This is a genomic window from Pseudooceanicola spongiae, from assembly GCF_014899185.1.
Taxonomy (GTDB): domain Bacteria; phylum Pseudomonadota; class Alphaproteobacteria; order Rhodobacterales; family Rhodobacteraceae; genus Pseudooceanicola; species Pseudooceanicola spongiae.
Genome location: NZ_CP045201.1, coordinates 1974863 through 1987063, shown reverse-complemented (window position 1 = coordinate 1987063; position 12201 = coordinate 1974863). Strand labels below are relative to the sequence as shown.

At 64.0% G+C, this 12201-nt stretch carries 13 protein-coding genes; 6 read left to right on the top strand and 7 right to left on the bottom strand.

Annotated elements, in window-relative coordinates; translation table 11 throughout:
* Both F3W81_RS09370 and F3W81_RS09365 read right to left on the bottom strand, forming a co-directional pair.
* On the bottom strand, nt 1-1032 hold the full coding sequence (locus F3W81_RS09370; protein WP_193083318.1) for a branched-chain amino acid ABC transporter permease: 1032 nt from the start codon (nt 1030-1032) through the stop codon (nt 1-3).
* A gap of 149 nt (nt 1033-1181) precedes the next feature.
* Nucleotides 1182-2525 carry a substrate-binding protein gene (locus tag F3W81_RS09365; protein ID WP_193083317.1) on the bottom strand — a complete coding sequence of 448 codons (1344 nt, stop codon included), beginning with the start codon at nt 2523-2525 and terminating at the stop codon, nt 1182-1184.
* A 216-nt stretch (nt 2526-2741) separates the two neighbouring features.
* Here F3W81_RS09365 and F3W81_RS09360 point away from each other — a divergent pair, with 216 nt between their 5' ends.
* The 5 genes from F3W81_RS09360 (at nt 2742) to F3W81_RS09340 (ending at nt 8871) form a co-directional block, all read left to right on the top strand.
* Nucleotides 2742-4076: a helix-turn-helix transcriptional regulator gene (locus tag F3W81_RS09360; RefSeq protein WP_193083316.1), complete on the top strand. Its 1335-nt coding sequence runs from the start codon at nt 2742-2744 to the stop codon at nt 4074-4076.
* Between the two features lie 123 nt (nt 4077-4199).
* Nucleotides 4200-4568 carry a response regulator transcription factor gene (locus tag F3W81_RS09355; protein ID WP_193083315.1) on the top strand — a complete coding sequence of 123 codons (369 nt, stop codon included), beginning with the start codon at nt 4200-4202 and terminating at the stop codon, nt 4566-4568.
* A complete protein-coding gene (locus F3W81_RS09350) occupies nt 4565-4894 on the top strand; it encodes a hypothetical protein (RefSeq protein ID WP_226941931.1) in 330 nt (109 codons plus the stop codon). The genes F3W81_RS09355 and F3W81_RS09350 overlap by 4 nt, the downstream gene beginning before the upstream one ends.
* Nucleotides 4894-7581, top strand: a complete 2688-nt coding sequence (locus tag F3W81_RS09345) for an ATP-binding protein (RefSeq protein ID WP_193083314.1) — start codon at nt 4894-4896, stop codon at nt 7579-7581. The genes F3W81_RS09350 and F3W81_RS09345 overlap by 1 nt, the downstream gene beginning before the upstream one ends.
* Before the next feature lie 171 nt (nt 7582-7752).
* On the top strand, nt 7753-8871 hold the full coding sequence (locus F3W81_RS09340; RefSeq protein ID WP_226941930.1) for a flagellar motor switch protein FliM: 1119 nt from the start codon (nt 7753-7755) through the stop codon (nt 8869-8871).
* Between the two features lie 186 nt (nt 8872-9057).
* On the opposite strand, the gene F3W81_RS09335 is transcribed toward F3W81_RS09340, so the two are convergent.
* Genes F3W81_RS09335 through F3W81_RS09320 form a run of 4 tightly spaced genes read right to left on the bottom strand, consistent with a single transcriptional unit; the run spans nt 9058 to nt 11230 of the window.
* Nucleotides 9058-9483, bottom strand: coding sequence for a TIGR01244 family sulfur transferase (locus tag F3W81_RS09335; RefSeq protein WP_193083312.1), 426 nt, complete (start codon nt 9481-9483; stop codon nt 9058-9060).
* A gap of 10 nt (nt 9484-9493) precedes the next feature.
* Complete coding sequence (locus F3W81_RS09330; protein WP_193083311.1) at nt 9494-9925, bottom strand: DUF6691 family protein; 432 nt, start codon at nt 9923-9925, stop codon at nt 9494-9496.
* Complete coding sequence (locus F3W81_RS09325) at nt 9925-10350, bottom strand: YeeE/YedE family protein (protein WP_193083310.1); 426 nt, start codon at nt 10348-10350, stop codon at nt 9925-9927. Before F3W81_RS09325 ends, F3W81_RS09330 begins: the two co-directional genes overlap by 1 nt.
* A 16-nt stretch (nt 10351-10366) precedes the next feature.
* A complete protein-coding gene (locus tag F3W81_RS09320) occupies nt 10367-11230 on the bottom strand; it encodes an MBL fold metallo-hydrolase (RefSeq protein WP_193083309.1) in 864 nt (287 codons plus the stop codon).
* Between the two features lie 243 nt (nt 11231-11473).
* Between F3W81_RS09320 and F3W81_RS09315 the strand changes: the two genes are divergently transcribed.
* On the top strand, nt 11474-11698 hold the full coding sequence (locus tag F3W81_RS09315; RefSeq protein ID WP_193083308.1) for a hypothetical protein: 225 nt from the start codon (nt 11474-11476) through the stop codon (nt 11696-11698).
* A 256-nt stretch (nt 11699-11954) separates the two neighbouring features.
* Here F3W81_RS09315 and F3W81_RS09310 read toward each other — a convergent pair whose 3' ends face one another.
* Complete coding sequence (locus tag F3W81_RS09310) at nt 11955-12170, bottom strand: hypothetical protein (RefSeq protein WP_193083307.1); 216 nt, start codon at nt 12168-12170, stop codon at nt 11955-11957.
* Between the last annotated feature and the right edge of the window lie 31 nt (nt 12171-12201).

The following is a 12201-nucleotide window of genomic DNA, read 5'->3' as shown; positions in this document are numbered from 1 at the left end:
TTAGTCCTCCATCACGCCCTTGCGACCCATGAGGCCGCGCGGACGTGTCAGCAAAATGATGATGGCGGCGAGGTAGATGATGATCTGGTCGATGCCGGGGATGAGGGACTTGATCTCGTTCATCGAGGCAAAGCTCTCGAGGATACCGAGCAGGAAGCCCGCCAGCACCGCACCGGGCAGACTGCCCATGCCGCCGACGACGACCACGACAAAGCTCAGCACCAGAAAATCCATGCCGATGTGATAGTTGGGTGAATTGATCGGGGCGTACATCACCCCGGCCATGCCCGCGACAGCGGCGGCCAGGCCGAACATGATGGTGAACCGCTTGTCGATGTTGATGCCCAGCAGGCCGACGGTCTCGCGGTCCGCCATGCCGGCGCGCACGACCATCCCGAAGGTGGTGAACTGCAGAAAGGCAAAGACCGCGCCGATGATCACGGCCGCGAAGGCAAAGTACACCAGCCGCCAGTAAGGATAGATGACCACGTTCGGGTCCATCCCCATCATCGCCCCGAAATCAAAGCTGCCGCGAAATACGTCCGGGGCAGGGGTGGCGATCTGGTTGGCGCCGAAATAATGCTTGATCAGCTCCTGCAGCACGATGGCCAGGCCGAAGGTCACCAGGATCTGGTCGGCATGGGGGCGGCGGTAGAAATGCTTGATCAGCCCGCGCTCCATCACCACACCGATGACCAGCATGATCGGAATGGCGAACAGGATCGCCAGCGGCACCGACCAGTCGATCAGGGCCGCGCCGAACTCGGGGCCGAACCAGCCCTCGACGTACGGCGTCTTGATCTGCAGAGGATTGCCGAGAAAGTCGGTCTTGACCGGGTCCAGCGTGATTTTCGACAGGGTCAGCACTTTTTGCACGGTCACCGCGCAGAAGGCCCCGATCATGAACAGCGCGCCATGGGCAAAGTTGACCACGCCGAGCGTGCCGAAAATCAGCGTCAGGCCGAGCGCAATCAGCGCATAGGCCGAGCCCTTGTCCAGCCCGTTCAGAACTTGCAGAAGGATCGCTTCCATTGTCACCACTCGCGTTTCTTGGAAGTTGCGATGCGCCGCAGGGGCCGCCTCTGGCCCCTGTTTGGTCGTGTTGCATCGGGGGGTGGCCTGTTGGGGGCCGCAAGAACCGGCCGCGCGATCCCCTCGCGCGGCCGGTCAGAAGGGTCGCCTCAGGCGCCCGGGTTACATTCGCCCAGGGCACCGCCCGCGAACATCGGATGCTCGGGGTCATAGGTGACCTGAGCGACCGGAGTGACTTCGACGATCTCCACGAGGTGGAATTCATCCTGCGGATCTTCCGCACCCTTCACGACCAGCACGTCCTTGAAGCACTGGTGGTCATCGGCGCGGTACAGCGTCTTGCCGTTGCCCAGCCCGTCGAACTCAAAGCCCGCAAGGGCCTCGCCCACGGCGCAGGGGTTGAACGAACCGGCGCGCTCGACCGCATCGGCATAGAGCATGGTCTGCGCGTAGCAGGTCTGTGCGGCCTGGCTCGGCGGGAAGCCGTACTTGGTGCCGAAGCTTTTCACGAAGGCGGCCGTGCCCTCGTCGCCCAGCTTCCAGTCCCAGTTCTGCGACCCGACGATGCCCTTGATGTTCTGACCGGCACCCTTGGCCATCAGCTCCGAATACAGCGGCACGACGATCTCGAAGTTCTTGCCGTTGACCTGCTTTTCACGCAGCCCGAACTGCACGGCGTTGGTGAGCGAGTTCACCATGTTTCCGCCGTAGTGGTTCAGGACCAGGACATCTGCGCCCGAATTCAGCACCGGCGCGATATAGGACGAGAAGTCGGTTGCGGCCAGCGGCGTCAGCACGTTGTTGACGGTTCTCCAGCCAATCGCCTCGGTCGCGGCCTGGATCGATTCCTGCTGCGTCCAGCCCCATGTGTAATCCGCCGTCAGGTGATAGGCCGCACGGTCGCTGCCATAGAGCTTTTCCAGCACGGGCGCGAGCGCCGCCGCCGACATGTAGGCGTTGAAGAAGTGCCGGAAACCATTGGCCTTCTTGTCCTTGCCGGTGGTGTCGTTGGAGTGGGTGAGCCCGGCCATGAAGATCACGCCCGCCTCCTGGCACAACCCCTGCACAGCCACCGCCACGCCCGAGGACGAGCCGCCGGTGATCATGATCGCGCCGTCTTTTTCGATCATCGACTTGGCGCTGGCGCGCGCTGCGTCGGATTTGGTCTGGGTGTCGCCGGTGACATAGGCGACCTTCTTGCCCATGATCCCGTTGCCGCCAAGCGCCTTGGAGCTGAAGGTGTTCAGCATCCCGCCGTCGCCTTCGCCGTTCAGATGCTCCACCGCCAGTTCGTAGGCGCGCAGCTCGTCCGCGCCCTCGTCAGCGTAGGGGCCGGATTGGGGGACGTTGAAACCCAGTGTGACGGTGCCGCCCGTCGGCTCGTTGGTGAAGGCCGAGGCCGAGGACGCGGTGAAAATGGTTGGCAAGGCCAACCCCGCGCCACCCACGGCACCGGACTTTAGCAGCCCCCGGCGTGTCAGTAACTTCGACATGAAAATCCTCCCTTGGATTTGGTGCGGCAGCGCCTCCTCTTGCGCTGGTCGCGTGCACGATCGTGCAAAGGGATCATCGCACCCTTACCGAAAATTCAGCAACAACTCCTTTTGATTGCTTGATTTTTTTGTAAAGAAATACACAATGGCGGCGCGGAATCTGTAAATAAATTCTATCGCAGTGCAGAAATTCATTGATAACGCAGGGGAATTTTCATGGCCCGGACACTGACAGGCTCACGCATCCGTGACCGCAGGACGATGCGCGGGATGCGTCAGGCGGATCTGGCGCGCCGGGCCGGGATTTCGGCCAGCTATCTGAACCTGATCGAGCACAACAAGCGCAGAATCGGCGGCTCGCTTCTGCTGTCGATTGCCGCCGCGCTGGATGTCGAACCCTCCGCCCTGTCCGAGGGGGCCGAGGCCGCGCTGCTCGCCACCCTGCGCCAGGCCGCCGCCGACCGGGCCGAGGCCGCAGCCGAACTCACCCAGGTCGAGGATTTCGTCGGCCGCTTCCCCGGCTGGGCGCAGCTGCTGTCCAGCCAGCAACGTCGCCTCGGCGCGCTGGAACAGGCGGTCGAGGCGCTGACCGACCGCCTCGCGCATGATCCACACATCGCCGCTTCGATGCACGAGGTCCTCTCGACCGTCACTGCCATCCATGCCTCGGCGGAAATCCTCGTGGCGGAGCCAAAGCTGGAACCCGAATGGCGCGCCCGCTTTCACCGCAACATCTCCGAGGATTCCGCCCGCCTCGCCGAAGGCGCCCGCCGTCTGGTGGACGAGATCGAGGCCGGGGGGCAGCGCGACGCCACCCTGTCGTCGCCGCAGGACGAGGTCGAGGCCTTCCTGTCCGACCACGATTTCCACATCCCCGCGCTGGAAGCCGACCCCGGCGCGGTCGATGCCCTGCTGAGCGAGGCGGGCACGCGCCTCGCCTCTGCCTCGGCCCGGCTGATCGCGCGCCGCTTCCTTGACCTCTACGCGCAGGACGCCCGCGCCCTGCCGCTGCAGGCGGTGGCCGAGGTGATCCCCGAAGGCCCCACGCGGCTGGACCCGGCGCAGCTCGCCGCGCGCTTCGGTGTCGATCCCGGGCGGATGATGCGGCGGCTCGCGACTCTGCCGGGGGCGGTGCTGGCGGACCGGGGTCAGCCGCCGCTGGGCCTTGTCGCCTGCGACGCCTCCGGCACGCTGACCTTCCGCAAGCCGCTGGCACCCTTCCCGCTGCCGCGTGTCGGCGCGGCCTGTCCGCTCTGGCCGCTGTTTCAGGCGCTCAGCCGTCCGATGATGCCACTGCGTCAGGTGATCCGCCTTGCGGGTCGATCCGAGGGGGTCTTTCTCACCCATGCCATCGCCCAGCCCTACGGCCCGCAGGTGCCCAACCGCGAACCGATGTTCGAGGCGCATATGCTGATCCAGCCGATCCGCACCGACCCGGCGCTGGACCCGGCACAGGCGGATCTGCCGCGCGTTGGTGTCACCTGCCGGATCTGCCCCAAGGCGGGCTGTCGGGGGCGGCGCGAGCCCTCGATTATGGCCGAGGCGATCTGATCAGGGAAAATACATCCCAAGGGTCATGTGAAGGTTTCCCCACTCGCGCAAAGGCTGCTAACACTACCGCGATTGCGCCTGCGAAACGGCCAGTCACTCTTCTGGGAGGGGGGGAAGACCCGCATGGGCAAATCTGTTCTCGTGATCGAGGATGAACCCAATATCAGCGAGGCGATCAGTTTCATCCTGTCGCGCGATGGCTGGCACGTTGCCACCCATTCCAATGGTGTGGATGCGGTCGAGGCGGTGCGGGCGCGCCGTCCCGATCTGGTGATCCTCGACGTCATGCTGCCGGGCCGCTCTGGCTACGACATCCTGCGCGAACTGCGCGCCGGCCCCGAAACCGGTGGCCTGCCCGTGCTGATGCTGACCGCCCGTGGCCAGCCCAAGGACCGCGCCCTGGCCGAGGAGATCGGCGCCAGTCGCTTCATGACCAAACCTTTCTCCAACGCCGAGGTGCTGGAGGCCGTCAACGCCCTGATCCGGCCATGAGCCCGCGCCCCGGTCCCGTTTTCCTTGAGCGGCGCGGTTATCGCCAGCGGCGCATGCTGGACGCCGCGCGGGTGCTGCCGATGCTGGGGCTGGTGCTGCTGGGCGTGCCGCTGCTCTGGCCGAACGGCGGGGCGGAGGCGATGCCGACCTCGCACGCGATGATCTATATCTTCGGGGTCTGGGCGCTGCTGGCGCTGGCCTCGGCAGTGCTGGTCAGCCGCCTGTCGGATCTGGCCGCGGATGACCCCGAGACACCGAAACCCACTGGTCCGGTCTCTGGTGCGGAGATTGCCCCCGCGACTGGCCCAGAGATCGGCCCCCGCTGATGGCGTCGCTGAACCTGCTGGTCGCGGTCAGCCTGATCTATGTCGCCTTCCTCTTTGCCGTCGCCTTCGGGGCCGAGCGTGCGGCGATGAAGGGGCGGGCAGGGTGGCTGCGCTCTCCGGTGGTCTACACGCTGTCGCTGTCGATCTATTGCACAGCCTGGACGTTCTACGGCGCAGTCGGTTACGCCGCGCGCTCGGGGTTGGAGTATCTGACGATCTACATCGGTCCCTCCATCGTCATGATCGGCTGGGTCTGGGCGTTGCGGAAAATCGTGCGCATCGGGCGCAGCCAGCGCATCACCTCGGTCGCCGACCTGATCTCATCGCGCTATGGCAAGTCCAACCTGCTGGCCGTCGCCGTCACCTTGATCGCCGTCGTCGGCACCACCCCCTATATCGCGCTGCAACTGCAATCCGTGACACAGAGCGTCGCCGCCTTTGCCGCCGCCGATCCCTCGATCGTGCTGCCTGCCGACAACCGCGCCACCGCGCTCTGGGTGGCGGCGGGGCTGGCGGCCTTCACGGTGCTGTTCGGCACCCGCAACCTCGACTCCAACGAGCGCCATCACGGCGTCGTCATGGCCATCGCGCTGGAGGCCGTGGTCAAGCTCTGCGCGCTGCTCGCCGTTGGCATCTTCACCGTCTGGGGCATCGGCGGCGGGGTCGGGCAGACGCTGGCGCGCATCGACGCCTCGGCCCAGCTGGGCCAGTGGCAGATGGCACCGGGGCGCTGGTCTGGCCTGATCTTTCTGTCGGGCGCGGCGTTGCTCTGCCTGCCACGGATGTTTCAGGTGCTGGTGGTCGAGAACGAAGACGAGCGGCACCTGCGCACCGCCTCCTGGGCCTTTCCCGCCTACATGATCGCGATGAGCCTGTTCGTGATGCCGATTGCCGTCGCGGGCCTGTCGATGCTGCCCGAGGGCGCCAACCCCGACATGTTCGTCCTGACCCTGCCGCTGTCGGAGGGGCACACCGGGTTGGCGGTGTTTTCGTTCTTGGGCGGATTTTCCTCGGCCACCTCCATGGTGATCGTGGCGGCGATTGCCCTCTCGACCATGGTGTCGAACCATATCGTCATGCCGATCTGGCTCAGCCTCAGTGGCAAGGGCGCGATGGTGTCGGGGGATGTGCGCCACGTCGTCATCATGGCGCGCCGGATCTCGATCATCGGCGTGCTGTTCCTCGGTTACCTCTACTATCGCCTGTCGGGCGGGGGCACGGCGCTGGCGGCCATTGGCCTGATCTCCTTTTCCGGGGTCGCACAGTTCCTGCCCTCGATGCTCGGCGGCATCTTCTGGCGGGGGGCGACGCGCAACGGCGCCTTCGCGGGCCTGCTCCTTGGCTTCGCGATCTGGCTCTGGTGCCTGTTCCTGCCCTCTTTCGGCGATGGCGTGGTCCTGCCCGCCGGTGTCATCGCCAACGGCCCCTGGGGCCTCGGCTGGCTGCGCCCGCACGCGCTCTTCTCCATCACCGGCCTCGATCCGCTGGTGCATGGCGTGCTCTGGTCCGTCCTGCTCAACACGCTGGCCTTCACGGGGCTGTCGATCTTCTCCTTCCCCTCGCCGATGGAGCGGCTGCAGGGCGCGCAGTTCGTCAATGTCTACCAGCACTCCGCCAGCCCGCGCGGCTGGACCGGCGGCACCGCCCAGAGCGAGGACCTGATGATCATGGCGCAGCGCCTTCTGGGCGCGCGCGAGGCGCAGAAGCTGTTCCAGTCCGAGGCCGCCCGGCAAGGCGTGCAGGGCTATCTGCCCGATCCCAACGCCGACTTCCTGCAACGGCTTGAGCGTGAGCTTTCCGGCTCTGTCGGGGCCGCCACCGCCCATGCCATGGTCGGCCAGATCGTCGGCGGGGCGGCGGTCTCCGTCGAAGACCTGATGGCCGTCGCGGACGAGGCGGCGCAGATCATGGAGTACTCCAACCAGCTTGAGGCGAAGTCGGATGAGCTGCTCCGCACCGCACGCCAACTGCGCGACGCCAACGCCAAGCTGACCCAGCTCTCGGTGCAAAAGGACGCCTTCCTCAGCCAGATCAGCCACGAACTGCGCACCCCGATGACCTCGATTCGCGCCTTCTCGGAGATCCTGCGCGACGCGCCCGGCCTGAGTGAGCCGCAAAAGCACAAATACGCCAATATCATCCACGACGAGACCGTGCGCCTGACCCGCCTGCTGGATGATCTGCTGGATCTGGCGGTGCTGGAAAACGGTCAGGTCAGCCTCAACATCACCCGGGCGCGGCTGGGCGATATCCTCGATCACGCACTGGCTGCGGCGGGCGGCGACCCCAGCGCGCTGAAACTGCGCCGCGACAAGCCGCGCGAGGGCCTTTGGCTGCAAACCGATACCGACCGTCTGGCGCAGGTCTTCATCAACCTGATCGCCAATGCCCGAAAATATTGCGATGCCACCACGCCAGAGCTGCGCATCGCCGTGCGCACCGGCGAGGGCAGTCTGATGGTGGATTTCATCGACAACGGCGCCGGCATCGAAACCGATCAACAGACTTTGATATTTGAGAAATTCGCCCGCATCGGCGACCAGAAGGCGGGCGGCGCGGGTCTCGGCCTCGCCATCTGCCGCGAGATCATGGCCCGCCTTGAGGGCTCGATCACCTATCTGCCGGGGCAGGGAGGTGCCGCCTTTCGCGTCACTCTGCCGATGCCCGCGGCAAATGCTGCGCAATAGCGTCGGCTCTAAAGGCTATGGTAACCTTCTGACCTCTACAACCAAGGGGATTGTCCGCATGAGGCGGTGGCGGAGCGTATGGTAAACGGCAATTCAAATGCAGTGTTGCGCAGAAAGGCGGTGGCTGCGCGCGAGGTCTATCAGGCCCGTGCTATGTCCCCTGAGAAAGCCTTGCGTATTGCCCTGTCCAAAAGCGCGGATGATCTGCTGGATCTGCCGCTGGTCGTGATATCGACAAGCTATGAATTCGTCTCGGCTGAGAATTTTGCCGGGATGCTGACCGATGATGACCTGCTGATGCTGCTCGATGGTCTGGGCGGCACCTCGGGGGCGGTGACGCTGGATCTTCAGGCGACCTCGGCGCTGGTGGAACAAAGCACCATGGGCCGTGTCAGCCCGCTTGCCGCAGAACCGCGCGCCACGACCGCAACCGATGCCGCGCTGGTCGCGCCGCTGCTTGATGACGTGCTGCTGCGCGCCTCGCTGATGCTTGAGGGGGACCCGGCGGCGGATTGGCTCAGCGGCTATGGCTTTGGCGTGCGGATCGAAAACAAGCGACTGCTCGGGTTGGCCCTCAGTGCCACCGAATTTCATGTCTTCCGCATTCAGGTCGATTTGGCCGGGCTGAAACAGGGGCAAATCATGCTCGCCCTGCCGGACCGCGAGGCGATCGAGGACGAGGCCTCCCTGCAGGAGGGTGCCGAGCGGGATCGCAGCAATATCAGTGCCGCCGTGATGTCGGCGCCTGCCGTCATTGATGCCGTCCTGCTGCGCCTGTCGATGCCGCTGTCGCATGTGACCCGCCTGAAACCCGGTGATCTGATCCCTGTCCCGCAGGAGGCGCTGTCCAACACCCGACTTGAGATCGGGCGTGGCCAATGCCTCGGCAAGGTGCGTCTTGGTCAGGTCAATGGCTTCCGTGCGGTGCGCCTGACCATGGACGGTCTGGCCGAAGCCCGATCCGCCCTTGAGGCGGGCGAGGCTGAGATCGGGGGCATGGCCTCCTCCAGCGCGCGCAGCTTTGCCGCCGACATGGAAGACGCCGAGGAACTGCCGACGCTCGGGAGCATGGGGGGCGACGACCTGCCGGACCTTGGCAGCTTTGGCTCCGATCCGGAGGAGGAGGGCGATTTCCCCGCGCTGGGCGATTTCCCGGCCATGGGCGAAATGCCTGACCTGCCGGATCTGTCCGACCTGCCCGAACTTTCGGGCGGTGAGGACGGGGAAACCGATTTCGATGGTGGCTTTCCCATGATGTCGATGGGCGACCTGCCAGACCTCGAAAACTGAAAGCGCCTGATCCGCGCCCTGCGGTGTCGGCCCGGTCAAGACGCAAAACGCCATCCCCTTACAGGGATGGCGTTGTCATGTGGGCTTGTCGGTGTCGCGATTTTGCCGCTCGGTGCACCTACCGGATACCGTTCAGATACCGACCGGATACCGACATGCCGATTTGCCGCTCTGGCCGGTGTCGGTTCAGTCCGCCAGCTGCTGCAGACGGGGGCGCAAACCGGAGAGATCGTAGCCAGCCTTGGCCACCGTCGTCAGAATTTCGTCCACGTCGCCGCCCGCTGAAGCCTGCCCCAGCGACCAGATGACCGAGCTGCGCGTGCCCGAAGCGCAATAGGCCAACACCGGCCCTTCGGCCGAGGAGATGGCCTCCATCTGCTTGGAAACATTGTCAGATGTCATCGTGTCATGCGTCAGCGGCAGCACGAAAAAGTCGATGCCGGCAGCCTTTGCAGCCTCTGCCATGGCCGTGGCCTGCAGCGGAGCAGGGTTTTCGGCGTCGGGCCGGTTGCAGATCACGCGGGCAAAACCTGCCTGCTTGAGAGCTGCGAAATCAGACGGCTCAATCTGTGGGGAGACGGAGTAAACGGGCGTAATCTGACGAATATCCACGATAAGATCCTTATTCTGCTGCAACGAAGCGATCCAGCCCGCTCCGTACCAAAGGCGCCACGCGCATGCCGATGAGCATCGCGATGAGGAATACCGCGCCACCCATACCACCATAGCTGATCGAAGCAACGGCGGGACCGGGGCACAGACCAACCAGACCCCAGCCGATACCGAACAGCACGGAGCCAATGATCAACTTGCGGTCTACCTGACCTGAGGCCGCAGGAAAAGCCTGCCCCGCATAGGGGTGCCTCATCCGCCGTGAAATCTGCCAGGCAATCGCCATCGGCAGGATCGCTCCGCCCATCACGAAGGCCAGGGTCGGGTCCCAGTCGCCAAAGACGTCAAGCCAGCCCTGCACCTTGGTGGTGTCGGTCATGCCGGACACAAACAGCCCTGCGCCGAACAGACTGCCTGACAGAAAACCAATCCACTTTTGCATCAGATCCATCCCAGAATATGCCGAAAGAACACGATCGAGAGGCCACCCGCCAGGATATAGAACACCGTGGCGACGATGCCGCGCAACGACAGCCGCGAGATCCCGCAGACGCCGTGGCCCGAAGTGCAGCCATTGGCAATGCGTGTGCCGACACCAACCAGCAGCCCGGCGGCCACCAGCGCCCAGACGTTGGACGTGACATGTGTATCAGGGCGTTGCACCGTGAAGCTGAGCAGCAGCGGCACCAGAACCATGCCGGCCAGGAACAGGACCCGCTCAGCCATATTGCTGCGGCCAGAGCCGTCGACCACGCCGCCGATAATCCCGCTGGCGCCCATGATGCGGCCGTTGCCCAGCAGGTAGACCGCGCCGCCGGTGCCGATCAGCGCGCCCCCGATCAAGCCGTAAATCCAGTCGATATCCATTCGTTACCCTTACTTTTCACAGCTTGTTGACGGGAAGCTTGAGGAAGACGTTTCCGTCCTTGTCAGGCTCTGGCATCCGGCCCCCGCGCATGTTCACCTGCAGCGAAGGAATGATCATCTTGGGCATGGCCAGCGTCGCGTCGCGGGCGTCACGCATATGGACGAAGTCCTCGGCGGATTTACCGGCGGCGACGTGGATGTTTAGCGCCTTCTGCTCGCCAACGGTGGTTTCCCAGGCATAGTCCTCGCGCCCCGGGGCCTTGTAGTCATGGCCAACGAAGATGCGGGTTGCGTCGGGCAGAGCCAGGATCTTCTGGATCGAGGCGAACAAAACGCTGGAGGATCCCCCGGGGAAATCGCAGCGCGCGGTCCCGAAATCGGGCATGAACAGGGTGTCGCCGACAAAGGCAGCATCGCCGATGACATAGGTCAGGCACGCCGGAGTATGGCCGGGTGTATGCAGCACGTCGACCTTCAGCGCGCCAATCTGCAGGACGTCACCTTGCTTGAACAAGCCGTCGAACTGGCTGCCGTTGCGCTGGAACTCGGTCCCCTCGTTGAAGATCTTGCCGAAGGTGTCCTGAACCACGGTGATCTGGTCGCCGATCCCGATCTTCCCACCCAGCCGTTCCTGAATATAGGGCGCGGCAGAGAGGTGATCGGCATGGACATGCGTTTCCAGCAGCCATTCCAGACTCAGGCCGTTCTGAGTGATGAAATCGATGATCGCATCTGCCGATCGGGTGTCCGTGCGAGCCGAGGAAAAGTCGAAATCAAGGACCGAATCGATCACCGCGCAGGTGCTGCCCGCCGGATCGCGCACGACATAGGAAATCGTGTTTGTCGCCTCGTCGAAGAATGCTGTCACGTCCGGGTTCATCTCGGTTTCCTCTCGTCGCTCCATGTCTGCTGAAACGACATATAATAAAAATTGAATATAATACAAGGGGAGGGTCGCCGGCGCCTTTGTCATTTTCTTTGGTAGGGAGCGATTAGATTCGCTATAGTTGTGCAAGGCCGGATCGCGGATGGAGGAGCGCCCGGCCCAATCGTTACATCATCGGGTTTCACCATGTCTGCCACTGCACATGGCGCGATACCCGTCAGTCGAGGAGGAAAGGGTATGACGCCGACGACCACGCAGGAGTTGCAGAGAAAATTCGCCGATATCGCGGATCTGATCTCAGGGACACGGCCGGGCGCAAGACATCAACACCTGCCCAAACTGCATGAACTTGTTGGAGATTTTGCCCGCAAAGGCGTCGGGGTTCCGACAACTCTGCGCCAGATGCAGGAAGACCTGACCAACGAGGCGATTGAATCGCGTTTCGACAATATGCCGATCTGACCGCTGATGGCCCGCATATCGGGGCCAGACGGGCAAGGTCGTGTCAAAACAAAACCCGCCGGGAGCAGACGCCCCGGCGGGTTTTTCTGTATTTGCACCAACGACTTTCGCTGCTCTGCGGCAACATTTGCACACCTGCGATTCGACCGGTTTCCGCGAAAACGCAGGCGCCGAGCGATGATTTTGCAGCCGGGTGTTGCCCAAGACCGTGGCGTAAATTGTCGCAGTTTTTAACCGTTTCGCAGGCGCCGCAGCGTCAGCTCAGCGAGATCCCGGCGATGACGGCCATCAGGCCCAGCACCGACAGGGCCATGCCGCCCATGTTGTAGGGCATCGCCGCCTTGATCGCGGCGCGCAGGGCGTCATCATCGGCGGCATGCCGCTTGGCGCGGGTCACCATGATGATCGACCAGACCAGTGAGACCAGCCCCAGCAACGACACAGCCGCCCCGATCCAGATCATCCATTCCATGCTTATGCCCTCTCAGACTGGCGTGTTTGCA

Excerpts from the sequence above, each read along its gene's own strand:
- F3W81_RS09370 (WP_193083318.1), bottom strand. The coding sequence starts at position 1,032 with ATGGAAGCGATCCTTCTGCAAGTTCTGAACGGGCTGGACAAGGGCTCG.
- F3W81_RS09345 (WP_193083314.1), top strand. The coding sequence starts at position 4,894 with ATGGCGTCGCTGAACCTGCTGGTCGCGGTCAGCCTGATCTATGTCGCC.
- F3W81_RS09330 (WP_193083311.1), bottom strand. The coding sequence starts at position 9,925 with ATGCAAAAGTGGATTGGTTTTCTGTCAGGCAGTCTGTTCGGCGCAGGG.
- F3W81_RS09355 (WP_193083315.1), top strand. The coding sequence starts at position 4,200 with ATGGGCAAATCTGTTCTCGTGATCGAGGATGAACCCAATATCAGCGAG.
- F3W81_RS09325 (WP_193083310.1), bottom strand. The coding sequence starts at position 10,350 with ATGGATATCGACTGGATTTACGGCTTGATCGGGGGCGCGCTGATCGGC.
- F3W81_RS09315 (WP_193083308.1), top strand. The coding sequence starts at position 11,474 with ATGACGCCGACGACCACGCAGGAGTTGCAGAGAAAATTCGCCGATATC.
- F3W81_RS09320 (WP_193083309.1), bottom strand. The coding sequence starts at position 11,230 with ATGAACCCGGACGTGACAGCATTCTTCGACGAGGCGACAAACACGATT.
- F3W81_RS09365 (WP_193083317.1), bottom strand. The coding sequence starts at position 2,525 with ATGTCGAAGTTACTGACACGCCGGGGGCTGCTAAAGTCCGGTGCCGTG.
- F3W81_RS09310 (WP_193083307.1), bottom strand. The coding sequence starts at position 12,170 with ATGGAATGGATGATCTGGATCGGGGCGGCTGTGTCGTTGCTGGGGCTG.
- F3W81_RS09360 (WP_193083316.1), top strand. The coding sequence starts at position 2,742 with ATGGCCCGGACACTGACAGGCTCACGCATCCGTGACCGCAGGACGATG.
- F3W81_RS09350 (WP_226941931.1), top strand. The coding sequence starts at position 4,565 with ATGAGCCCGCGCCCCGGTCCCGTTTTCCTTGAGCGGCGCGGTTATCGC.